The following is a 23,235-nucleotide window of genomic DNA, read 5'->3' as shown; positions in this document are numbered from 1 at the left end:
TGCGCGCGCTTATCGTCGCACGCGTTCGTATGCCTGGTTCATGCGATCCCGCGCCCCGGTTTCGTTGGCGTAGGCGCGGTCATAGTTGTCCAGGCAATCCTGGGTGGGATTCGGCCACTTGATCGCGGCGATCGCGGCGGTGAGCTCGTCGCGGGCCCGCTGCCAGTCCTTGACGGCGGCATACCATTGCTTGGCGGTGTCCATAGTTGTCTCCCTATGTTCACTCGTCCATCGTAGTCCCGCGGCGGCTTTCCGCGGCAGCTATTACGGCTTACCCGCAATGGAGTCTTCCACGCCCCGCCGATCTTTCGTTTCAGTTTTCCCAAAATGGAATTCTGCTTTGCAGCGAAACGGGGCTTCCACCCCTGCCAAAGCGGAAAATCCGGCGCGAAACGGGGCAATAATTGGGCCGCCCGCGACACGCGCACGGCCTTTCCATCTGCCGCGCCGGGCGCCATTTTCAGGAAGAGAAGAATATGAAGATCCGTCTCGCTCTGGCCGCCTGCTGTGCAGTGATCGGCCTTGCCGGCTGCACCAACCTGCCCAAGCCGCAGAACTATTCCACGTCCCTGGGTGAAAACCAGAGCCGGCTCAAGCAGGATCCCGACTGGAGCGCTGGCATGGTCTGGGTGCGCCCCGGTCCGCCCATCGGCAGCCAGTACCAGAAAAAACTCATTCTGGAACCGGTGCAATACATCCAGGGCGACCGACCGGACGAGCTGGACATGAAAGCCGATAGCGCCATGCGCGAGCGCGCGCTGGCCTACCTGAACGAAGCGATCCGGCGCGAGTTCGAACAAGCCGGCTACCAACTGCTGACACGGCCCGCGCCACACGCAATGCGCCTGAGCGCCGCCATCACCGGCACCTTCCGCAACGAGCGCGACCCCAGGATGATGGAATACATCCCCATCGGCTTCGTGATCGGCCAGACCGTCAAGGCGGCCGGCTACCGCGACCAGTCGGCGCGCCTGCTGCTCGAGGCCGCCCTGCGCGACGCCAATACCAACGAGCTGCTGATCACTTCGCTGGGCACGGTCACGGGCGGCAACCTCCCCGCTGACCGCAAGCCCACCGCGGACGACGTGCGCAGCGCCATCGACGACTGGGCGCGCAACGCGCGCGAACAGTTCGACCGCATCTGGCAGGAAGACCAGCCGGAAGCCGGTTAGAGGCTGCGCTCGCACCGACGGGAACTTCCTGTCAGAGTTGACAGGTCTTGATCCATCAAGGCGGAACAGAACGGGCCAAAGCGGGTCGAATTCATCGCGTTTTTCAACCGAAAATCACGATGTGATGAATATTGACGTCAACCCTCACTTACCCAGTGCCACGGCTAATGCTACTGTTCCGCCTGTGCAAGGAGTACATGCAATGGATCAGAAAACCAAGCCCTGGGCTTTTCCCAAGCCGCATCCGGAAAATACCCCGCGGGGCGAACGCAACAAACAGGAGTTCGACGCTCCTGCCCAAGACCCGAAACCCGCGCCCAAGCCACGCGCGAAGAAGGAGACGCCGGCCGCCAGCCGGGCTCGCACATGAGCCCGGCCGGGCGCCCCGGCCTGCTCCTCGAATAAGCTTATCCCGCCTGCCTATGGCCCAGCGCCCGCATTCGCGATCAATGGCGCGCGTCTCGCGGAAACCAGCATGGCCATGATCGCCGATCCGCCGCTGCGAGGCAGCGGCAAGATTACCGGAGTGTTCTTCGACCCTGCAGGGGAAATCGCGGCCGTGGCCTCCGAGTTTCCCCTGCTCGCGAACCCTCGCGCCCGCGCGGCGTATGGCGGCCAGACGTTGCGCTATCGCGTGGCGCTGTACCGCCACGGCAGTCCCATCCCGTTCGCGGCTTTCGACCAACTGCGCCATCCCGTCAACCACATCGCTTTCCATCCCACCCAATCCGTGGTCGCGATCGGCGCAGGCAGTTATGACGGCGGCTATCTGTTCGAAGGCGACCTGCTGGTGTGGGATTGGCGCAGCGGGCTCTCGCGCCGGTTCTTCCGCAACATCCCCGAAGTTGCGCATTGCGCCTTCACCCCCTCGGGCGACGGGATCGAGGCGTGGGTGCGGCCCTGGGACGAAGAATGGGAAGGGCTGCCCGACGATCCGCCCGACGCCGCATTCAGCACCTTGTTCGTCGTGCGCACGCCCTACGACGCGGCGACCTGGTCCGATGCCGGTCCCGGCGAACTGGAACTGTCAGGCAACGACATCGCGCCGGCAGAAGATCCCCCCGCGCCGGCGCCAGAGTCCCGCCTCGCGCAATGGCTAGGGCTGCCGCAACTGGGAAGCCGCAAGGCCATCCATGATCTTGCGTGGTTGGACGCCAAGCGCATCGCGGTAGCGCATGGCGGCTGCCTGCTGGAAATCCAAGACGTCGAAGACGGCCTGGTCGCCGCATACGCCGGCGCCGGCCATGGCGCCGAGATCATCCGGGCGGCGGGCATCCATGTACACGTCGTGGAAGCCTCGAAGCGGCCCGACATGAAGTGGCACCAGGATTCCCGGCTGTATACGCTGACGGACGACGGGCTGGACCTCGTCGGCGAGTACGACGGCGAATACACGTTCTCGGCCTCCTCGCAAGGCGTATTGCTGGGCCGCAGGAACCGCAACCCCGCAACCCGCAACGCGTGCGACCTGCTGCGCGACCTGGGCTCGGGCGCCGAACGGCGCGTGGACCTGGGCCACTACGACTGCTTCAATCACTACATCCGCATCAGCGGCGCGCCGTCGCCGTTCTGCGTGCAAGGCACGCCTGCAAGCTCCCACGAGGCCAAACGCCTGTGCATGGTCATGCCCGACGGCCGGGCCAAGCCGCTGTGGCCGGTGCTCAAGGCCAACGGCAAGCCCGACAGCCACGCCATGGAGCTTGCCGGCTGCTACGTCGACGACGCGCAAGGCGCTGGCCTGGTCATCAGCGGGCGGCACTACGCTCCCGCCGTCAACGTCGCCTGCGCCGGCTTCATTTACCGCAAACCGCTGGACCGTGACCGCGAACTCTGGCGACATTCCACCACTGCCTCCGCCAGCGCGGTCGTCTTCATGCCCTGCCCCGGGCTGATCGCCGCCGCGTTCCTGGACGGCGGGCTGCTGTTGCTGGATGCCGCGTCGGGCGAGATCCGGTTGCGCGCCAGGATGCGGCTGGAAGGCCTGCCTGCATTGGTCTTCGCGCTGGACGCCCATGAGGAAAAACTGGCTCTGGGAACGGCGGATGGCCGGATCTCCATCATCGCGGTCGACGAACTGCTGGCGCGCGGCGCGGCGCAGGACTGGGTGGAAATCGGCTAAGCGTAATCCCCTAGGCCCGCGGCCCGCGACTGCCGCTATCCTCGCGGACGTATCTATCCGCGACTTCCCATGACCCCTCGTCTGGATCTGTATACCCTGCAGGTGTTCCTGGCCGTGCTGGAAGAAGGCAGCATCGCCGCGGCCGCCGCGCGCGAACATATCGCGCCATCAGCGCTATCGAAGCGCCTGTCCGAACTCGAACGCGTCCTGGACGTCCCACTGTTTCAGCGCCATGCGCGCGGCGTCGAACCGACCAGCGCCGCACACGCGTTGGCGCGGCGCGCACGCACGCTGCTGCATCAAACCCAGGACCTGGCCGCCGAAATCCGCGACTACTCCGCCGGCCTGCGCGGCCGCGTGCGCGTCGCGGCTAACCTGTCTTCCATTGCGCAGTTCCTGCCGATGGAACTGCGCCGCTTCCTGACCCAGCACCCCAACGTGCAGATCGACCTGGAAGAGTCCGTCAGCGCCGGCGTCACCCGCGCGGTGATCGACAACGCCGCCGACATCGGCGTCTACACCCAATCCGACGACGAAAACGGGCTGGACATATATCCCTACCACCGCGACGTCATGGCGCTGGTGACGCTCTCGGGACACCCCTTGTCGCGACACCGGCAGGTATCGTTCGCCGATACGCTGGACTATGACCACGTCGGCATGCACCGGGGCAGCGCCGCGAACTATCTGTTCACGCGCGAGGCCGCGTCCATGAACCGTTCTCTGCGGCTGCGCTTCCAGGTCACCTCCTACGACGCGCTGGTGTCCATGGTGCGCGCGGACCTGGGCGTCGGCATCGTGCCCACCAAGGCCCTATCCGCCTATGTGTGCGACGCGCTCTGCATCATTCCGCTGACTGACGCCTGGGCGCACCGCCAGCTCAAGTTGTGCGTGCGCAGCAATGAATCGCTATCGGGCGCCGCCCGGCTACTGCTGGATCATCTGATCGCTGAAGCCGCAACGCAGCAATAGGACCCGCGAGCCTGCCCATGCGCGACGCCTGGCCCCCGAGCCATCGCGTTTCGCGATCCCCCGCCGAAGATTGACGATTTGTCCTGCCAGGGTCCATCGCAGAAGATGGTGGCCGACCACCCATGTCCCGGACATCGCCGCGCAAAGCCCTCGCGGGCGCAGGATCCGGGCGCCAGGAGACGACAAGCCATGAGCCTTCCAGACCGAGTCGAAATCGTGGAAGTCGGCATGCGCGACGGACTGCAGATCGAATCCGAGTTCGTGCCCACCGACACCAAGATCCAGATCCTGAACGCGCTGATCGACGCAGGCGTGCGGCACTTCGAAGCCACCTCCTTCGTTTCACCCCGCGCCGTGCCGCAGATGCGCGACGCGCAGGAAGTGCTGCAGGGCGTGCGCAAACGTCCGGGCGTGGTGCTGGGCGCGCTGGCGCCCAACCGCAAGGGCGTCGAACGCGCGCTGCAGTCGCAGGCCGACGAGATCGTCGTGTTCCTGTCGGCCACCGAGAGCCACAACACCAAGAACCTGAACCGCCCGGTCGAACAATCGCTGCGCGACATCGAGGACATCGCGCAGCTGCTGAAAGACCACCCCATCAAGCGCAAGGGCGCCATTGCCGTCGCCTTCGGCTGCCCCTTCGAGGGCGACGTGGACCTGGGCCGCATCCGGACCATCTTCGACCACTTCGCACGCCAGGGCTTCGACGCCGTGACGTTGGGAGACACCACCGGCATGGCCACGCCCCGACTGGTGCGCAACACGGTCGAGACGCTGCGGGCCGACCATCCCGGCGTCAAGATATCGCTGCACTTCCACAACACGCGCGGCATCGGCCTGGTGAACGTGGCGGAAGGCCTGCGCGCCGGCGTCACCTCCTACGAATCCTCGCTGGCTGGGTTGGGCGGCTGCCCGTTCGCGCCGGGCGCCACCGGCAACATCTGCACCGAAGACCTGGTCTACCTGCTGGACGAGATGGGCGTGGACAGCGGCGTCGACCTGGGCGCGCTGATCAAGGTAGCCCAGCGGCTGGAAGGCATCGTCGGCCGTGGCCTGCCCGGCCAGCTGATGAAGGCGGGGCCGCGCCTGCGCCTGCATGACTATGCCGTAGCCGCCGGCGCGATCGGCTGAGGAGCCCCCATGGACAGCAAATCGAATGGCGGCGCGGCCCTGGACCTGTCGGCGGTGCGCGAGACCGGCGTCAACTTGAACCGCCCCGAATGCGTGCTGAGCACGGCCGCGGGCGATCTCTACGTGTCGGACAAGGCCGGCGGCATACGCCACATCCTGCCCAACGGCGACGCGCGCCTGATCGGCGCCCAGTCCGGACTGATACCCAACGGCTTCGCCCTGTTGCGCGACGGCTCGTTTGCCGTCGCCAACCTGGCCGACGACGGCGGCGTCTGGCGCGTGCAGCGCGACGGCACGGCGGAGCCCTACATCATGGAGATCGACGGCGTGGCCCTGCCCGGCGTCAACTTCGTCTGGCTGGACGAGCGCGAACGCCTGTGGATCTGCGTCAGCACCGTGCGCCGCGGCGACCATCAGTTCCGCCGCGACATCGCCGACGGCTTCATCGCCGTGCGCGACGAGCGCGGCACCCGCGTCGTGGCCCAGGACGTGCATTGGACCAACGAATGCCGCACCGATCCGGACGGCACGCACCTGTACGTCAACGAAACCTTCGGCCGGCGCCTGCTGCGCTTTCGCATCGGCGCCAACGGCGACCTGAGCGAACGCGCCGTCATCACCGAATTCGGCAAGGGTACCTATCCCGACGGCATGGCGGTCGATGAAGAGGGCCACATCTGGGTGGTCAGCGTGGTCTCCAACCGGGTCATACGCGTCAGCCCGCAAGGGCAGCAGCAGCTCATGCTGGAGGACGGCGACGCCGCGCACATCGACAGGCTGGAAGCCGAATACCTGGCCAATCGCCTGAGCCGCCCCATGGTTTACGACAACCATAGCAAGCGGCTGCAGAACATCACCAGCCTGGCGTTCGGGGGCCCAGAGCGCAAGACCGCCTACATGGGCTGCATCAATGGATCCCGCCTGGCGGTGTTCGATTCGCCGGTCGCCGGGCTCAAGCCCGTGCACTGGAACTGGTAGGCCGGATCCGCATCCCGGAGGAGACATCATGCACAAGAAAATATCGCAGCAACTGGTCCGCGCCTCGGCAGCCCTGCTGGCGCTTTCGATCACCGCCGCCGGCGCGTTCGCGCCCGCAGGCCAGGCGCAGGCGCGGGAAATGAAGATCGCGACCATCGCCGCCTCCAACAGTCCCTGGGACCATGCCATGCGCGCCTTTGCCGAAGAGGCCGCCAGGCAATCCCAGAACGACCTGCAGGTGCACGTCTACACGGACGGGCAATTGGGCGACATCAGCAAGATCCTCTCGTCCATGCAGCTGGGCACGCTGGACATGGGCTACTTCGGCCTCGGGTCCGTGGTGTTCCTGCGCGGCGCCCAACCGCTGAACATCCTGTATGCGCCCTATCTGTTCAAGAGCGGCGAGCAGGCCGAGCGCATCATCAACAGCGACGAGTTCGCGCAGATCTTCGATGACGTGGCCAAGAAATCCGGCGTGCGGGTGTTTGCGGCCTTCGGCATACGCTCGCCGCGTGCGCTGCAGACCGTATCGCGGCCCATCAACAAGCCCGAAGACGTCAAGGGCCTGAAGCTGCGCATTCCCGCCATTCCCATCCTGAAGTCCACCTTCGAAAAGCTGGGTGCGCAGGTCGTGCCGCTAGGCATGACCGAAATCTACACCGCGCTGGGCCGCGGCATGATAGACGGCCAGGACAACGGCTTTGATCTTTCGATCCCGTTGCGCTTCCACGAGGAAGCCAAGTACTGGGCGGCGACCGACCACGCCTACGAGCTGACGGGCTGGTTCATTTCCGAACGCGTCTGGCAAGGCCTGGACGCCAGGCAGCGCCAGGCGCTGACCGAGGCGGCCAAGGCGGGCGGCAAGGTCGCCACCCGCCTGGACCAGGAGCTGGACGACAACGCAGTCAAGCTCCTGAAGGAAGCCGGCGTTACCTACACGCAGCCCGACAAGGCCGCGTTCAAGGCGGCGCTGGCCACCGTCTACCAGCAGTACGAAGGCAAGGATTGGCCGGCCGGCATGGTCGAACGCATCCAGAAGATGCAGGAGTAAGCCATGGCCGCGCCCATGCCCGCGCCGACCGTGCGCGCCTCGTCCCACGCGGCCTCCGGCTGGCGCGGCCTGGCGCTGAGCGCCGACCGCGCCGTGTGCTGGATCGGCCGGCTGGCGGTCGCCCTGACCCTGGCCATGGTGCTGGTGTTCTGCTTCGCCCAGGTCCTGGACCGCTATCTGCTGAAGACGCAGTTCGACGCCTGGGACCAGGTCGCGCGCATCGGCATGCTGTGGTGCGCGTTCGTCGGCGCGGCCATGGCGTTGCGCGAGCGCCGCAACGTGGTCATAGACATCATCGACCGCCATCTGCCGGAACGCGTGCGGCGCGCGCGCGACCGCCTGTTCGACACCTGCCTGCTGGCGCTGGCCGCCACCCTGTTCTACAGGGGCCTGGACGTGGTCGCCGTGGGCAACTTCCAGGACATCGTCGGAACGCCTTTCACCTACGCCGTCAGCTACGCCTCGCTGACCGTGGGCATGGTGTTCTTCATGCTGTTCCTGGCCCTGCGCCTGCTCATCCCCGACGCCCCCGCGCCGCAGGACGCCTTCGCGCGCGGCGAGCCCGACACTCCGGGAACGCATCCATGATCCTCTTCTCCGTCGTGCTTTTCGTCGTGCTCATCCTGGCCGGTCTGGACATAGGCTTCGCGATGATCACCGCCGCCCTGATAGGCATGCTGTTCAAGGGCGGCGGCGGGGTCGATATCGCCCAGGCGCCGCTATCGATGCTGGGCGGCATAGACGAGACCGCCCTGGTCGCGATCCCCCTCTTCATCCTGGCCGGCGAACTGATGAACCGCGGCGGCGTCACGCTGCGGCTCATCAACTGGTCCATGGCCATGGTCGGGCATATGCGCGGCAGCCTGTCGCAAGTCTCGCTGACCACCAACCTGGTCATGGCAGGCATCAGCGGCTCCGCCGTGGCCGACGCCAGCGCCATCGGCACCGCCATGATCCCTTCGATGAAGCGCGAGGGCTACCGGCGCGGCTACCCCGAGGCGGTCATCGCCTGCGGGGCGATGCTGGGTCCCATCCTGCCCCCGTCGATCCCGATGATCGTCTATGCGGTGCTGGCCAACCTGTCCATCATCCGCCTGTTCCTGGCGGGCATCATTCCCGGCTTCATGCTGCTGGCGGGCTACATGGCCATATGCGCCTGGCAGGCGCGGCGCCACGGCTATCAATCGCGTCCGCGGGCCAGTTGGCCTGAGCGCGCCAGGGTGACGCGCGCGTCCATCTGGGCCTTGATGATGCCCGTCCTGATCATCGCCGGCATACGCTTCGGCCTGCTGACGGATACGGAGGCCGCGGCGTTCGTGGCCGTGTACGCCCTGCTCGTGGGCCTAGCCGTGTACCGGGAACTGAAGCCGGGCGAGCTGGGATCGGCGTTCTACTCGGCCGGGCGCACCATGGCCGTGGTGCTGTTCCTGCTGGCCGCCGCCGGTCCCTTCAGCTGGCTGATCAGCGAATCGCGCGTCGCGGCCACCATCGCCAAGGGCATCCTGGGCATCTCCGACCAGCCCTGGGTGGTGCTGCTGACGGTGAACGTGTTCCTGATCCTGGTGGGCAAGATCCTGGAGCCGCTGCCGGCCATGATCATCACGCTGCCGGCGCTGCTGCCTATCGGCGCCCAGCTCGGCATGGACCCCATCCAGTACGCCATGATCCTGATCCTGAACCTGATGACGGGCATGCTGACGCCGCCGGTCGGCATCCTGCTGTTCGTCACGTCCGCCGTGGGCCGCACGCCGATAGGCCCCATCGTGCGCGAAATCGTGCCCTTCTTCATCTGGTCGCTGATCGTGCTCGCGCTGATCTGCGCCTTTCCTCCCCTGACCTTGTGGCTGCCGCGACTGGGCGGCTGACCAAAATCCAAGCAGATGCAAACCATGCCACTTACCGGAATCCGCGTCCTGGACCTGACCCGCATCATCTCCGGGCCGTACTGCACATCCATACTGGCCGACATGGGCGCCGAAGTGATCAAGATCGAAGCGCCCGGCGAAGGCGATCCTATTCGCCGCCAGGGCGTGCTCAAGGACGGCCTGAGCTGGTACTTCGCCAACTACAACCGCAACAAGCGGTCAGTGACACTGGACCTGTACAGCGCCGAAGGCAAGGACATCCTGCGCCAGCTGATACCCCACTGCGACGTCGTGATCGAGAACTACCGGCCCGGCATCATGGACAAGATGGGCTTCGGCGATGAAGCGCTGAAGGCGTTGCGGCCGGACATCATCCATTGCAGCATCAACGGCTTCGGCGCGTCCGGTCCCTATCGCGACCGGCCCGCCTTCGACTTCATCGCCCAAGCCATGAGCGGCTTCATGAGCCTGAACGGCGGCGAAGACGATCCGCCCATGCGCGCGGGGCCGCCCATCAGCGACCTGGCCGCCGGCCTGAACGGCGCGCTGGGCGTGGTGGCCGCGCTCTTGCGCCGCGAGCGCACCGGCCGCGGCGACTCCATCAGCGTCAGCCTGCTCTCCAGCATGATAGGGTTGCTCAGCTTCCAGGCATCGAACTACTTCGCCAGCGGCGAGCTGCCTCCGCGCACCGGCAACGACCACGGCATCGTCGCGCCCTACGGGCTGTTCGAGACGGCCGACGGCCAGGTCGCGATCGCCCCGTCCAACGATGCCATGTACGAGAAGCTGCTGGACGCGCTGGAACTGCCCGAACTGCGCGTGCATCCGGAATTCCAGGCCAACGCCGACCGCATGCTGAACCGCGCATCCATCAAGGCCGCCATCGAGGCCCGCACCCGCCAGAAGGAAAGCCACTACTGGATCGAACGCCTTAACCAGTACGGCGTGCCCTGCGGGCAGGTGCTGAACCTGCAGGAAGTATTCGACGACCCGCAGGTAGCGGACCAGCAGATGGCCATGGACGTCGCCCATCCCGATGGCCAGCAGGTGCGCATGCTGGGCTTTCCAATCAAGTTCGCCGAAGCGCCCTGCCAGGTCCGCAGCGCCGCGCCCGCATTGGGCGCGGACACCGATGCGGTGCTGGAGGAATTGGGCCTGTCGCGCGACCGAATCAGGGAACTACGCGAACAAGGAACCGTCTAGCCAAACAGGGAGCTTGAAACCGCCCGCCGCAACCGAATCCGCAGTACGCGTCAGCAGCATCCGCAGCAACCGACGTCTGGCGATCACGACCGGACGCGCCCACCAAGGAATGGAGACCACAACCATGCTACGTGCCCTAATGTTCTCGGCCTGCGCGCTCGCCGCCTGCGCCCCCGCCGCCGCGCAGCAGTACCCGAACCAGCCCATCCGCGTCATTGTGCCGTTCACGCCTGGCGGCGGCACCGACTTCCTGTCGCGCACCGTCGCCGCCAAGCTGTCCGACTCGGTCAAATGGAACGTCGTCGCCGAGAACCGGCCCGGCGCCGGCGGCACCATAGGCATCACCACCGCCGCACGCGCCAAGCCCGACGGCTACGAAATCGTCATGGGCCAGGTCGACAACCTGGCCGTGGCGCCTTCGCTCTACACCAAGCTGGCCTATGACCCGGTCAAGGACTTCGAACCCATAGGCATCGTCGGTGAAGCCCCCCTGGTGGTCGTCGCAAGCAAGAACGGGCCGTACAAATCCCTCAAGGACCTGATCGCCGCCGCCAAGAAAGCGCCCGGGACCATCAATTACGGCTCGCCCGGCGCAGGCACCATCACGCACCTGGCCGCCGAACTGCTGCAGCTCCAGGCGGGCATCAAGCTCGTGCATGTGCCTTACAAGGGATCGGGTCCGGCCATGGCCGACCTGCTGGGCGGGCAGGTCCCCGTCATTTTCACGTCCATCCCCTCGGCCGCGCCGCAGATCAAGGCCGGCAGCGCAGTCCCGTTGGCCGTGACCTCCCTCAAGCGCAGCCCCGCCATGCCGGATGTGCCCACCGTCGCAGAATCCGGCTATCCGGACTTCGACGTGCGCGTATGGTACGGACTGCTTGCACCCGCCAACACGCCCAAGCCCATCATCCAGACGCTGAACACGGAGCTCAACAAGATCCTCGCAATGAAAGACGTCCAGGATGCGCTGGCCGCGCAAGGCGCAACCGCCATGCCGACCACCCCCGCGCAGTTCTCCCAGACCATCGCCGCGGATTACAAGAAGTGGCGCGGCGTCATCCAGTCCGCCAACGTAAAGCTTGAATAGCCTTTGATCCAGGTCTTGCGGCGGCCATCGATCAATACCTCAAACCGCCGCAGCATTTCAACGCACACGCGGCCTCGAAAACAGCCTAGACCAAACGCATGCATCGCCTCATGCTTTTGCACGACGCTTCCCTGGGACGCGCCGCGCATGCGCTTGGATGATGGGCCGCAGCAGCATTGACAGGAATTTTGCCAGTCGAGACGATGACCTCAGCGCCACAGGTTTCAACGTGGCGCAAGTGAAGGAGGCTCATCATGTCAATCTCATGCAGACGACTGGAGGATGTGATTGCGGTCTCGGCAGCAGGAGACCAGTACCGGATCGAGCGACATATCATTCAAGAACCCGCGACGGACGAAAGTCCCGATCCACACATAGTGCTGCAATGCCGCCTCTCCACCGGCGGCGCCGTGATCTGGGAAGGGAAAGATGTGTATCGGCTGAAGTCAGGCGAAATCCTCAGGCCAGTGAATCGGCGGAAGAAGAAGAGTCCTTTTGAAGGGTAGCGAAGAAAAGCCCGCGGCTTGCGCCTGCGGGCTTTTGTTTGGGAGGCGGGCAACTGCCCGCCACAACGTGGCACTCAGGCCATGCTCAAGCCCGCGTGGTGATGACGAAAGTATTCCCAGCGGCCGGCGTACCGTAGTACGTGGCTCGCCACTGCCCCGACGCGGTGCTCTGTTCGCCCCACATCTGTCCCAGCGTTCCGGTGGTGGTCGTAATGTCGGCCTTGACCATTGCGGGTTGCTCCGCGCTGTCGCAGATCTTGTGAATCGTGAAGGACGGACCGGCGGTGAATCCGGAGCCAGCACAATTGATCGTCATACGGACGGAGTGGCCGTAGGAAACAATTTCGGTAGCGCTTGCCGCGTCGCCCCAACCGGACAGTGACACAGCCACCACGTCATTGAAGATTCCGGGATTCAGCATGCGAATCGAGTGGTTTCGTCCAACCAGCACTGATCCGTATTCCAGCTTCAGGTCCGTGCCCATCCAGTGTGGGCAGCGGCTGTCGCCATCCGGGCCGACGATGTAATTTCCTTCCACCAAGACGCCGCCTACTTTTCCCAGCGTCTGGCCAGACAGAAAAATCGGGATGCGGTCGTATGTGCTGTTTCCTCCGGCGTCGCCCGCGTTGTAGACCATGTTGCCGCGCAGAACGGTGTCATACACGCCGCCTGCGCCCACGTCCCAGCCCACGACCAGCGCATGCTTACCCTGTCCCCTGAGGGTGTTTCCCACGATCTCGTTGCCGACCGTGCTTACAGCGTTGCCGCCCACCGTGCAACCAATCCCGAACGTGGCGCCGCCAACCAGGACGTTGTCCGTGATCCTGCAAAATTGACTCATCACGCCGATCAGGTCGCCACACCCAATAGTCGCCAGTTCGTTTGTCAGCGCCGGGGAGCTACCTTCTGGATCTATCGTCAATTGCGTGTCGCTGATTCTCGCCATGATCCGGAATTCCCTGCCTCCGTCGATAACCAGCACTTCGCCTATTCGCACATTCGTGAACTTCGGCCCCGAAATCCACGTCACGGTGGCGCCGGTCAGGTTCACGCGCAGCCTGGCATCGCGTCCGCCGATGATGGGGGAATAGATCGTATTGTTTGAAATGATGGTGTAGTCCGCGGCTCCGAGCAGTATCGCTCCCGCGCCCGGGCGAACGATCCTGTTCTGAAGAATCAGATGCCTCGCCTCCTGCCCCACGAATCCATACACGCCGATGGCATGCATGAACGTGTCCTCGATGTGATTGCCGACGACGCTCATGCGCGCTGCGCTGCATGTGATGCCGTATCCGCAGCTGCCAACAAGCACGTTGTCACGGACCGTTGCGTCATCGGCCCCACGCACATGCACGAGAACCGCGTTGTAGTCTGCAGCATTGGTGCCGCGGTTGCCGTTGACCGTGCATCCGCGCAGCCCGGCGCCATGTGCGAAACCGAAGTCGATCAGAATAAGCAGATTCAGACCGTCCGGCTGCGTGATAACGGTCTTGCCGTCGCCAACCAGTTCCACGCCGGCGCGCATCTGGATAGACGAATTTATGACGTAGGTTCCGCCGGCGCACTGCACCTGACCGAGCCCGCTGTTGAAAGCCACGTCCAATGCGGCTTGAATGGCCGCACCGTCGATGGATTCGGCCAGGGAGGTGACGAATGGGTAATCGACTTGGGCGGCCGACAACGTGGCGTAACGCTCCGCGAGCGTATGGAGCGTGCCATCCGCGATCGGGCCATGGTCCTGGACTTGAACAGAATACCCAGTCATGTTGCCCGGAGAACTGGAAGTGCGAGGTTCCGGAAGAACGGTTGCATCATCATCGACATGATGCTTCATTGCTGCCGAATTCTCGGCCGAGCGCTTCAGTTGCTGTAGGGAAAGAGTTCTGATCGTCATGTGATATCTCCGGGAAATTTGCCGCTGCTGGGCTAGGGGGCATTCTCTGTTCGCGTATCCGGTCTACATGGCTTTCTCCTGGATGGACGAAAAAAAGCCCGCGGAGTGCGGGCTATCTGTTGCAGCATGACCTAGCGGATCGCAGCCTCACGACGGGCCGAACCGGGATTTCTCCCAGCTCTGCACCGCCGCACGTTGCCGTGCCGCACACTCTCCGTACAACGCAACCAGCGCGATATAGCTGCGCGCCAGATCGTCCCAGCTATCGCTCGTCACCTCGGGCACTGGCGGGCACGGCTGCGCCAGGTTGGCCGGCAGAATTGGCCAGGCGGCCGGCCTCGTTGATGTGGCGCAGCCGCTCAGCGTCAATGTGGCAGCCAGCAGGTAAGGGACTCTGGACTTCGACACGGGTGTACCTTTCGATGATCTTGGGGCTGGCGTCGCGCAATGCGGCAAGCGCGACTTCCAGGGATTCGGAGATTCCGCCCAAGCGCGCGGTCTGGCGCTGGAACTCGGTGAGCTCGGCCAGCGTATAGTCGGCGTTTGCCCGATCGACTCCGGCGCGGTACTGAACGGCGCCATACCAGCGCACACACAGGAAGACGGCGGCCACCAGGACGGCGCCGATCAGATACGGCGCCAACGCGCGCAGCGATGCGTTCATGCGCGACCCTTCCAGTTGCGTGGAATCTGGAAATGCGGGCCGTCTTTGAGCGTTTTCCAGTCGCCGCCCCACTCCACCGGCACGCCGAGCTCGGCCGCGCAGGCTTTGACCACCTGAGCCAGATCGGCGAAGGCCTGCCAGTTGTTCCAGGGAATCGCTCCAGCGATCAAAGGCGCCAGGTCGACGGCATGGCTCAAACCATCCGCCTGCGGCAAGTGGTAGCTGGCCAGCGTCTGGCTGGCACCCTTGGCTACGTTCTCGCGCTGTCGCGCGAGGGTTCGAACGCCTTCCACCACGGTGAAATCCATCGGCGTGCGCTGAATCGCCAATTTGACGATTGCGGCCAGGTCAGGATGTACGCCAACCAGACGGCTCAAGCTACGTTGGGACAGCTGAAACATGCCCACGGATGTAGTCTCCGGACGAATGGAACCATGCACCTCAAACCCCTTTTCCGCGTACCCGGTCGATTACAGCCTGCCACAGCGCGCCGATGGGGACCGTCTGTACCACCTCCCATCCGCGGGAGACGATGGCCATGCCGAACATGCCGGTCGGAAAGCCGGCCAACCCTTCTGGGATGCCGAGCAGCAGTGCCAGATACGGCGATGAGTAATAGGCGACCAATGAGCCGCTACCCGCCATGCTTAGACGCGCCGGCCACGACCCCTGCAGGTAGCGCATGGATACCACCGCGCCCAGCACGCCTGCGAGTTTTGCCGCAAGGGCGTCGAAATCTTGGAGGTCCAATTTCGCCTCCCTCATGGAAAAAAGCGCCTTGCGGCGGACTGGCATTTGATACCGGTTGAACCTGAACGACGCAGCTACGCATCCGTGATAGTGAATGAGCTGCCGGACTTGGTAATGGTTTTCACGTCCCTTTCCGGGTCATTCATATATGCATGGGCCGATTCTTCCGGTACCGGCAGGCCGTCTACGGGCCAGGAACCCGACTCCCGATAGCGGGACCGAAGGACGAATGCATAAAGCGCTCGGGTGTTGGCATCAAAGACATAAGGGAGAGCGGGATCGTAGTCCAGGAATTCGGTCTGGATTGGTTGGATGATCTCGGCCATGCTAGTTTCCTATGGCGATGAAATAGAATTCCGGCGCCTGTCCGGTTTCATAGCTGGTGCACCCGACTACCTGCAGCGAAGAGTTGGTGAAAGACGCGACGCTGATGCTATCCATGACATTCGGACTGTTTTGGATTTGCGGTATTGCCACCCAAGCGGCCGTCGGAAATGCCAATGGAAACGAGACAGAAGCAGATCCGGAGTAGTAGCTGCCGGTCGCAGTACCCATGTTCACGCTACCGCGTCCCCACTGGATAATGACACCACCAAGCCAGGAAGGCAGCGCCAGGTATCCGTTGATGCCCAGCGACATCGCCACGCCGAGCCGTAATTTTCTCGGCGTCACAATGGTCGCGTCATCGGCACCGGCATTCGTCTGCGCCGGCGTGGCAACCTTGGCGACGCCTATCACGCTTTCGGTGGCTTGCACCACCTTTCTTGCGATGGCCTGGAATACCTTGAACGGCGTCATCGCTCTTGTGTCATCCGTGCCTACCTCTGCTTCCGCGGTGGAGGCTATCCCCGCAGGCAGCGCGATCCAATTCGCCCCACCCGCATCCGGGTTTGCGGTGTTGTTCTCCACCAGGTTCAGCCAGTAGCCTGCGCCGACCGACTTTCTCAACATCGCGCCCTGCGGATACCCGCCGACGGCTGTGCTGAATGCAGAGTCATAGGGATACGCCCCTCCTGCCTGTTGCCATCGTGCGGCAGCGCTAAGAAAGTTCAGGATGCCATTGAAGTCAGCACCGTATGGCGGGACGCCACCCGCAGCCAACGGTGTCATCGTCAGCGGCGGAAAGCCATCCGTGAAAGACGCCGCCCCCGGCGTCACGCCAATCTGCGACTCAACCGGAATAGTGTTCTTCGTCCCGCTTTCCGCAAACGGGACGGCCGATTTGATAGGTGCATTGCTAGCTTGCATTGATAAGCCCCGAAGAAGTGAAAAGTACGCCCGAGCCGAACGGCTGCATCAGCGCCTCGTTGAATCCGAACGTAGTAGAAAGATCGACCTGCAGGATGTTCGCCAGCACCGCGGCCGGCTTGGGTATCGCGCCTGACTGAGTCAGGATGGCGATTTCGTGCGGCGCCAGCGCGAACTCGAACACGTAGCGGAATTCCATCCTCCCGGTGTCCGACACGTAGCAACGCCCCCGCCCCGCAAAGAGGTTCGACAGCAGCCGGTTCAAACTGGGCGACGTGCAATCCGAGATATTGGCCAGCGCCTTGACCAGGATCAGCGTGCGATACGCGTCATCGGCAAGCCGATATGTCTGCGTGGCCTGCTCGCCTGTGTAGAACGGCGCCTGATTGAAGGGCTGCCAATTCAGCGCCTCGTCAAACCCCAGATAGGTGACGTCTCCCGGTATCGTCAGCATCCGGCCGACGTCGACGATCCTGCCCCAGATGTCCAGCCCGAAGCCCTGCGCGGTCTCGACGTTCCAGACGAAGTCGTGGAACGCGTCGAAATCGGCGTCGGGGTTGATGTAGTCATCCATGTTGTTGATCAACTGGACGAGGGTGGGGCTGTTGGCATACTGGCTGATGAGAGTCCGGGCCGCCAGCCCCGGCTTAGGCACGACGCTCATATCAATGTCACCGCAATATCGTTGGCCGTGATCGTGGGCCGGCGGTTGATCGGAACGGCCAGGCTGGCGGCCGATGGCGTATCGGAGCCCAGAAGCAGGGACAGGATGGAGACCACCGGGCTGAGCACCGAAATGGGCGCGTAGTAGCGGCTGGCATAAATGGTCGATCCGATGCGTGCGCGCTGCCCGCCATCTCCGCCGTTGAAGGCGTCCATGATCGCCTGCTTGGTCAAGGCAACGATGTCCGACGGCAGGGCCGGGTTGTCCGCCAGTTGCACCGCGAAACGCACGGGCAACGCGGCAGGGGTTTCCCATGTCACGACATACGACGGGTAGGGATAGGCATATCCCTCCTTGTCCTCCACGGTGTACGAGGTGTTGCCGTTGTAGTCGGAGCCATTGCTCTTCTTGCGCCAGATGGCGTCCGCGATGTCCGCCGCCTCGCCGCCCGTTACCGCGACCCAGATGGAGTGCGGACGCAGGACGACGCCGCCCACCGTCTTCGGCACGGAGAGATCGTTCTCCGTCACGTAGGCGTCGATGACGCCCTCCACGTTCGCCACGTTGGCGTAGATTGCGGGGATCGAGCCGCGGGCGTTCAGCGCCACCGACTGCCGCCGGCGCTCCTCGAACTCGGCCCGGCTTTCCACATGGCTGCCCACCGTCCCGGCATCCGCGTTCGACACCGAGTCCCAACCGGGAATGGCCTGATAGATCTGGTTCAGTGCGCCAGGCGCGCAATCCACCGGCCCGTCGACCGAGCAGGCGAATGGCAGGTCGACGCGTCCGCTGGCCGGTATCGTTCCCGCCTGCGTGCACAGGTACAGATTGCCATCCACCGCCTGCGCGCGCGCGCCCACCGGTATCGTCACGCCCGCCAGGCCCGTGCAGGTGGCGATGACGGCGGTGGGCGTACCGGGCTTGCGGTCCAGGAAGTAGATCCGCCCGATGGCGTCCTGCATCCGCCCTTGCGCATAAGCCGGGTCGACCTGGTTCACGTAGGCCGCGAACTCGTTGTTCTTGTCGCCGACGATGGCGGTGGTGCTGGAGGCCAGCTGGCCCTGGGGAGTTTCCAGCGCGGGATTCAGCCCGCCACCGAAGGCCGCGTCCATGTCGGACAGGACGCCGGCAAGGATGGCGGATTCGTTGGGCAGCACCAGCCCTTCCGGCGTGAACTGCACGCGCGGCACTTTCGAGATGTTCGGCATGGTTTCCTCAGAAGCTGACGGCTTGCGTCGTTCCGTCTTGCAGGGTGATTGCGACATAGCCCGCCAGGGCGCGGTCGGTATAGGAGGTCAGCGTGCAGGCCGCGTCGGCCACGTCCGGGACCGTCAACGCGGCTCGCCGGACGTGTTCCCGCACCAGCGCCAGCGGCGGCTGATGGCCCAGGAATTCTTCCCAGTACGGAACGCCCGAGGCGGTGTTGTAGAACAGCTCCCCCTTGAAGAGCTTGATGGCGCTGGCGACGTCTTGCGCCACGGCGTAGGGCTTGGACGCCAGTGCGATATTCCCCGCGGCATCGAGCACCAGGTCCCAGGCCGTCCGGTCTAGCAGCATCGTGTTCAATTGGGCGCTCCTGTGTTTGCCGGCCCGCTCTGCACGCCGGAATGCGTGTGGGTGCTGCCCACGTCCTTGCCGTTGTTGCGCAGCGTACCCAGCGTGTGCATGTCGCCCTGCCAGGTAGACGTGCCGCCGAAGGATCCACCGCCTTGTTGCACCGTCCCGTTCAGCACGATCCGTGGAGAATTCAATGCGCACTGCGCGCTGGCGTTCAGTTCGATATTGGGCGCGGCCACCGTCACCTTGGAGGGCGACACGATGTGTATGCCGTCCGCCGTGAACTGCACGTACTGCACCGGGGTTCCATTCAGCAGACCGCCGAAATACAGCCCGTCCGCCATGTCGTGGGAACGCCAGGAACCGGGGTTGTTCTGCGCCTTCGAGGTCTTCACCAGCGAGATGTCCCGATTCGCGAAAGCCGCCATCCCGATATCCCCGACCTTCGGGTCCAGGATGACGGCGTCCGCTCCGCCCTGAAGGCGGAAGTAGGGAAGACGATGCAGGACGCCATGCGGCACGGCATTGCCGGCCCCATCAAGCTGGTTGACGAGCGGCTGCACATCGACGAAGCCCACGGGCGATAGCCCGCCTGCATTCGTCACCGACACCACCTTGACCAGCGTCGCCGTGCTGACTCGGATCAGCGCCTGGCTGATCAGGAACTGCAAGGCGCCGAACTCGCTGTCGCCCTGGCCGGCTTGCGCCAGCCCTGCGTATCCGTATTGCTCAGGCATTGAGGTTCCTTTTGCACACCGCCACCGACTGCCAGACGCCGCCGGGGACCTCCGCATCCAGCTTGTGGGACAAGCTCACAATGATCCACTCGCCATGCGCGGGTTCGACGGTGCTGATGACCTGCACTCTTTTCCCCAATCCGAGATGCGGGTTGTAGAGCGTCGTCAGTTGGAGCCCCTTGCTCGTAAAAGCCGGATATCCGCTCAACCCCGTTTCCGGGGCCACGAGAATCGGATCGCCCTTTCTGTATCCGCCCTCCGGCCAGACTGACAGGACGCCGCGGTCTATCGTGAAGTTGACCCGGGCGGCCTTCGCGCAGCTGCGCAATTGGTCCATGTCGGTTCCGGAAAAATAAGGATCGGCCAACACATAGTCCTCCCCGCTTTTTTCGCCCTTGTATCCCATCGATTCAGCGATATCGCACATGATTTCTTGCGCTTTTTTTGCACCGGGAAACGACCTGGCGGATGCGGGCTTCACCTGCTTGGCCCCGGCCACCTCGGCCTTGACCGTGAATACGCCCCCTGCGGTCGCCTTGCCCTCTGCACCCATTCCGTAGCCAGCCCAGGCCTCAACGATGTCCCCCTCGTAGACCAGGCAGGGAGCCCCGGATTCCCCCCCTGCGTCGATCCGGACAAGATTCTTTCCCCGGCGTTCCGTCATGACGGGCCCTATCGTCGTCAGCTTGTTCATCAGGTCTTGATTCAGTCCGTGGATCAGCAGGGTCATCGGACTGTTTTCGAAGGTCGTATAGGCAGGAATGGTCACCGACATCCGGTAGCCGCTGAGCGTTACTTCCGGCCCCTGCTCGTCGCCGAACTTTCCTTTACCCAGGCTGATGGTCACGTCCAACCGGCGCTTGATGAAGCTCATAGTTCCAGCGGCTCCAGGTAGGCCAGGACGAAGCGCGATCCGAGATCCTGATACTGCGGGTCGGCGTGGCCCTGGGTGTCCACAAAGGCCAGATCCCCAACGAAGCCCAGGTAGGCAGACCGCACCAGCCGTACTCGATCATGGCAAAGCACCGTCGTCACGATGGGCGCATTGTCGAGTTCAAGATCCAGATAGAGTCCCGTCGACTTCTGGTAGACGGCGATCTGGCAGTTCTGCCCGGACAGCACGACGCTGAGCATTTGTGCAGGAACGGGCCTCAAGGGAATTCTCTTCATTGGATGGGCTCCAGATCGGCCACCTTGTTCTGATCGCGCCGGGGATAGGCGTCAATCTCGAACGCCTGTACCTGGCCATTGCTAACTTCATTCGCGCCGCTGGGGTCCTGCGTGGCCGGCGATAGCTGGACGGCCGTCTGCCGGACTTCCTGCAGAGTCAGTTCAACGATCAGGAGGCTGGAGCCGTTCTTGTCGGCGCGGGTGTATGAGTACTTCACCAGGTTGGCCGACGGATAGACGATCTCTGGCGTCGCCACTGAGTACAGCTCCGTGCTGCCGACGATGCGCTCCAGCACGGACAACATGACTTTGCGTGACACTGGATCGCCGCCATGCGCCAGCTTGATGGTCGCTTCGAACGGCGCATCGACCTTGTTGAAGGACGCGAATCCGCCCTGCTCAACCGGATGGCTGGATATCTGGCCGCTCTGATTGAAGGTAATTCCAAGGAACGTCTCGAAGACCAGCATCTGCCGCCCATCGACGCCATACAGCCCCCAGCGAGGAGGACCGAAGATCCTGTCGGTCAGCGCCGCAAGTTCGAAGCTTGCCGGTTCGGAGACCGAAGGAAGGAACGCGGCGCGAAAGACTGCGGGGACGCCCGGACTGCTCGGAACATCGGGAAAAGGAATAAGCGGCATCAGAACATCCCCGTATTGCCTTGTTGGACGAGATTCTGGGAGCGCCCCACACGCCCCAAATCGCGAGCGACTCCCTCACCATCGGTCGCCTGCGTCACAACCGTAATGGGGCCGTGGATATGGGTTTCGGACGTATTGCTGGTGGTTGCCGTGCTGCTCGGGATGGCGGCAGCGCTGGCTTGGGCGACTGCGGCCGTCGTAGCCGCAGCTGCGGCGCCTCGTTCCTGATCTTCGAGGAAAAGCGTCCCATAAATTGCCCCGGCAGCGGCGGCGAGCTTGCGCTCTTCGCTTGAGCTGGCCCCTTCGGACTTGTTCAATCCGAAGTGGCGGTACACGGCCACGCTGGCCTGGGCCGGGGTGGTGGCAGCGGCCAGATGTACTCCCGCCCTGCGCCTGGTGCTCTCCAACTCACTGGCGACGAAATCCAGTTGCTGTTCAACCGTGGACTCGCGCAGGTCCATGCCATATATGCGCTTGAAGTCGGCCTGGCGTCGCGGATTCCATAGTCCGATGCCGGCGGAAACGCCATCAGCGCCCACGGCCCTGGGGTCCAGGTTGCTTTGGGCCTGCAGGTTGGCCACCACCCCCACGGCCGCCTCCCGGGTGTAGCCCTTCTTGGACTCGAAGTACCTGACCGCATCGAGAACCTCTTTACTCCTCAGCGCGGGATTGTCCCTTGCTGCCAGAAATTCGGCTTCGCCTACGTTCGTGTCCTTGCTATTGAACAACAATGCGATGCCTGCCGCGACAGGTCCTGCCGCTCTCAACGCCGCAGGTCCCAAGCCTCTCAACGCACCCAGTCCACGCGCCGCGCCTGCGCCACCAAGGGTTCCGAGAGCCGTAGCCACGGCCCCCAAGGCAGATGCCAGGCTCAGCAGCGAATTTACCCAGGAAAGAATCTTGAGCGCCCCCAGCGCTAGCAGGACGTTTTGCCATCCTCCCACCGCCTGCGCCGCCGAATCGACTGCATCAATGAACTTCACGATGGCCTGCGCCGCGCCGTCGACCCACTCGACGATTTCGTCTCGGTTCTCAAGCAGATAATCGCCCCAGCCCTGTGCGAGCGAGATAAGCCGCTCGAACGCCGGCATGAGCGCCAGCAGCACCCTGACGCTCACCGATTCAAAGGTATCGCGCAGATCCAGGTAACGGTCGCGCAGCTGCGAGGCAGCTTGCGCATCGCTACCGGAGATGGCGGCGCGCTTCTCCTGGACCTGAAGCAACCGCTCGAGCTCATCGGGCCCGCGCTTGAACAGATTGAACAGGCCCTCGTTGATACCCATGTCCTGGGCGGCCAGCGCGGCCTGGGCCCTGTCCTTCTGGTAAAGATCGGCAATGATCCTCGACCTGGCCAGAAGGTAGGTGTTCCCGTCCTTGAGGTCGCCGACATTGCCGCCGTTGCGGAAGAACCCGGGTAGCGAGTCCGCGGCGGATCCGCGGTTGAATCTGGCTACCTCGACCGAGGATTCCCTCAATTGGGCGGAAATGGCTTCCGCAGTTCCGCCTGCCCGCTCGGCCGCCTTCTGCCACGCGGACAGCCGCTCGGTGCTCATATCCAGATTCTGGGCCGTTTGGCTCAGACCGGCCGCACCGGAGTAGCTGTCCGCCGCAAAACGCTTCGGATCGAAACCCGCGGTGACGAGCAAGGCGTCGATGATGGTGGCCATGCAATTACCTCGGTTCAGCTAGGACGCGCCTGTTGTGTGCGTCCACCGCAATCACCTCAAGCAGGTTGTACAGGTCTTCGGCACCGTAGACCGTCTGCAGGTCGTGCAGCAGGCCGGGGTACCGGGAAATCACCACGCCAATGATCCGGGGGATATTGGCGT

27 protein-coding genes are annotated in these 23,235 nt (G+C 64.0%); 12 read left to right on the top strand and 15 right to left on the bottom strand.

What is annotated here, in order from left to right; translation table 11 throughout:
* Positions 1-9: 9 nt before the first annotated feature.
* Positions 10-204: a hypothetical protein gene (locus IB259_RS29315; protein WP_054453278.1), complete on the bottom strand. Its 195-nt coding sequence runs from the start codon at positions 202-204 to the stop codon at positions 10-12.
* 272 nt (positions 205-476) lie between these two features.
* On the opposite strand from IB259_RS29315, the gene IB259_RS29310 reads away from it, so the two are divergent.
* The 12 genes from IB259_RS29310 to IB259_RS29255 all read left to right on the top strand — a co-directional run bounded on the left by IB259_RS29310 (position 477) and on the right by IB259_RS29255 (position 12,081).
* Entirely contained in the window at positions 477-1,172 is a 696-nt protein-coding gene (locus IB259_RS29310; RefSeq protein ID WP_054453280.1) for a DUF3313 domain-containing protein, read from the top strand.
* A gap of 202 nt (positions 1,173-1,374) precedes the next feature.
* The gene (locus IB259_RS29305; protein ID WP_165867876.1) at positions 1,375-1,542 is read left to right on the top strand and encodes a hypothetical protein; all 168 of its coding nucleotides are present in this window, start codon (positions 1,375-1,377) and stop codon (positions 1,540-1,542) included.
* A gap of 105 nt (positions 1,543-1,647) precedes the next feature.
* Positions 1,648-3,291: a hypothetical protein gene (locus tag IB259_RS29300; protein ID WP_192330889.1), complete on the top strand. Its 1,644-nt coding sequence runs from the start codon at positions 1,648-1,650 to the stop codon at positions 3,289-3,291.
* Between the two features lie 69 nt (positions 3,292-3,360).
* Positions 3,361-4,263, top strand: a complete 903-nt coding sequence (locus IB259_RS29295) for a LysR family transcriptional regulator (RefSeq protein ID WP_125472821.1) — start codon at positions 3,361-3,363, stop codon at positions 4,261-4,263.
* A 189-nt stretch (positions 4,264-4,452) separates the two neighbouring features.
* Entirely contained in the window at positions 4,453-5,391 is a 939-nt protein-coding gene (locus tag IB259_RS29290) for a hydroxymethylglutaryl-CoA lyase (RefSeq protein WP_192330887.1), read from the top strand.
* A 9-nt stretch (positions 5,392-5,400) separates the two neighbouring features.
* Positions 5,401-6,369 (top strand): SMP-30/gluconolactonase/LRE family protein, encoded by a 969-nt coding sequence (locus IB259_RS29285; protein WP_192330885.1) that lies wholly within the window; start codon positions 5,401-5,403, stop codon positions 6,367-6,369.
* 28 nt (positions 6,370-6,397) lie between these two features.
* Entirely contained in the window at positions 6,398-7,420 is a 1,023-nt protein-coding gene (locus IB259_RS29280; protein WP_166738421.1) for a TRAP transporter substrate-binding protein, read from the top strand.
* Positions 7,421-7,423: 3 nt separating this feature from the next.
* Positions 7,424-8,008 carry a TRAP transporter small permease gene (locus IB259_RS29275; RefSeq protein ID WP_192330883.1) on the top strand — a complete coding sequence of 195 codons (585 nt, stop codon included), beginning with the start codon at positions 7,424-7,426 and terminating at the stop codon, positions 8,006-8,008.
* Positions 8,005-9,285, top strand: a complete 1,281-nt coding sequence (locus IB259_RS29270; RefSeq protein WP_054453293.1) for a TRAP transporter large permease — start codon at positions 8,005-8,007, stop codon at positions 9,283-9,285. Before IB259_RS29275 ends, IB259_RS29270 begins: the two co-directional genes overlap by 4 nt.
* A gap of 24 nt (positions 9,286-9,309) precedes the next feature.
* The gene (locus IB259_RS29265) at positions 9,310-10,488 is read left to right on the top strand and encodes a CaiB/BaiF CoA-transferase family protein (protein WP_225596974.1); all 1,179 of its coding nucleotides are present in this window, start codon (positions 9,310-9,312) and stop codon (positions 10,486-10,488) included.
* Positions 10,489-10,612: 124 nt separating this feature from the next.
* Positions 10,613-11,575, top strand: coding sequence for a tripartite tricarboxylate transporter substrate binding protein (locus IB259_RS29260; RefSeq protein ID WP_054453299.1), 963 nt, complete (start codon positions 10,613-10,615; stop codon positions 11,573-11,575).
* 254 nt (positions 11,576-11,829) lie between these two features.
* Positions 11,830-12,081, top strand: a complete 252-nt coding sequence (locus IB259_RS29255) for a hypothetical protein (RefSeq protein ID WP_125472828.1) — start codon at positions 11,830-11,832, stop codon at positions 12,079-12,081.
* An 85-nt stretch (positions 12,082-12,166) separates the two neighbouring features.
* On the opposite strand, the gene IB259_RS29250 is transcribed toward IB259_RS29255, so the two are convergent.
* From IB259_RS29250 to IB259_RS29185, 14 genes are all read right to left on the bottom strand, one after another.
* Positions 12,167-13,975 carry a right-handed parallel beta-helix repeat-containing protein gene (locus IB259_RS29250; RefSeq protein ID WP_192330881.1) on the bottom strand — a complete coding sequence of 603 codons (1,809 nt, stop codon included), beginning with the start codon at positions 13,973-13,975 and terminating at the stop codon, positions 12,167-12,169.
* 262 nt (positions 13,976-14,237) lie between these two features.
* The gene (locus tag IB259_RS29245; RefSeq protein WP_192330879.1) at positions 14,238-14,639 is read right to left on the bottom strand and encodes a hypothetical protein; all 402 of its coding nucleotides are present in this window, start codon (positions 14,637-14,639) and stop codon (positions 14,238-14,240) included.
* Positions 14,636-15,046 (bottom strand): M15 family metallopeptidase, encoded by a 411-nt coding sequence (locus IB259_RS29240; protein WP_175181853.1) that lies wholly within the window; start codon positions 15,044-15,046, stop codon positions 14,636-14,638. Before IB259_RS29240 ends, IB259_RS29245 begins: the two co-directional genes overlap by 4 nt.
* Positions 15,047-15,080: 34 nt before the next feature.
* Positions 15,081-15,389, bottom strand: a complete 309-nt coding sequence (locus IB259_RS29235) for a hypothetical protein (protein WP_192330877.1) — start codon at positions 15,387-15,389, stop codon at positions 15,081-15,083.
* Positions 15,390-15,463: 74 nt separating this feature from the next.
* The gene (locus IB259_RS29230; RefSeq protein WP_192330875.1) at positions 15,464-15,715 is read right to left on the bottom strand and encodes a hypothetical protein; all 252 of its coding nucleotides are present in this window, start codon (positions 15,713-15,715) and stop codon (positions 15,464-15,466) included.
* 1 nt (position 15,716) lies between these two features.
* Complete coding sequence (locus IB259_RS29225; protein ID WP_175161711.1) at positions 15,717-16,637, bottom strand: hypothetical protein; 921 nt, start codon at positions 16,635-16,637, stop codon at positions 15,717-15,719.
* Positions 16,627-17,301, bottom strand: a complete 675-nt coding sequence (locus IB259_RS29220) for a DUF2612 domain-containing protein (protein WP_175161709.1) — start codon at positions 17,299-17,301, stop codon at positions 16,627-16,629. Before IB259_RS29220 ends, IB259_RS29225 begins: the two co-directional genes overlap by 11 nt.
* Positions 17,298-18,509 carry a baseplate J/gp47 family protein gene (locus tag IB259_RS29215; RefSeq protein WP_192330873.1) on the bottom strand — a complete coding sequence of 404 codons (1,212 nt, stop codon included), beginning with the start codon at positions 18,507-18,509 and terminating at the stop codon, positions 17,298-17,300. The genes IB259_RS29220 and IB259_RS29215 overlap by 4 nt, the downstream gene beginning before the upstream one ends.
* Before the next feature lie 7 nt (positions 18,510-18,516).
* Positions 18,517-18,858 (bottom strand): hypothetical protein, encoded by a 342-nt coding sequence (locus tag IB259_RS29210; RefSeq protein WP_225596980.1) that lies wholly within the window; start codon positions 18,856-18,858, stop codon positions 18,517-18,519.
* Positions 18,859-18,863: 5 nt separating this feature from the next.
* Complete coding sequence (locus IB259_RS29205) at positions 18,864-19,595, bottom strand: oxidoreductase (protein ID WP_119450087.1); 732 nt, start codon at positions 19,593-19,595, stop codon at positions 18,864-18,866.
* Complete coding sequence (locus IB259_RS29200; protein ID WP_192330871.1) at positions 19,588-20,469, bottom strand: hypothetical protein; 882 nt, start codon at positions 20,467-20,469, stop codon at positions 19,588-19,590. The genes IB259_RS29205 and IB259_RS29200 overlap by 8 nt, the downstream gene beginning before the upstream one ends.
* Positions 20,466-20,750: a hypothetical protein gene (locus IB259_RS29195; RefSeq protein ID WP_225596973.1), complete on the bottom strand. Its 285-nt coding sequence runs from the start codon at positions 20,748-20,750 to the stop codon at positions 20,466-20,468. The genes IB259_RS29200 and IB259_RS29195 overlap by 4 nt, the downstream gene beginning before the upstream one ends.
* 11 nt (positions 20,751-20,761) lie before the next feature.
* Positions 20,762-21,406, bottom strand: coding sequence for a phage baseplate protein (locus IB259_RS29190; RefSeq protein ID WP_175161698.1), 645 nt, complete (start codon positions 21,404-21,406; stop codon positions 20,762-20,764).
* Entirely contained in the window at positions 21,406-23,073 is a 1,668-nt protein-coding gene (locus IB259_RS29185; protein WP_192330870.1) for a phage tail tip lysozyme, read from the bottom strand. Before IB259_RS29185 ends, IB259_RS29190 begins: the two co-directional genes overlap by 1 nt.
* Positions 23,074-23,235 lie beyond the last annotated feature (162 nt).

This window comes from Achromobacter sp. ACM04 (assembly GCF_014851465.1).
Taxonomy (GTDB): Bacteria; Pseudomonadota; Gammaproteobacteria; order Burkholderiales; family Burkholderiaceae_B; genus Achromobacter; species Achromobacter aegrifaciens.
Note: the sequence above shows the minus strand (reverse complement) of the source record. Positions and strands in the feature narration are given on the sequence as shown.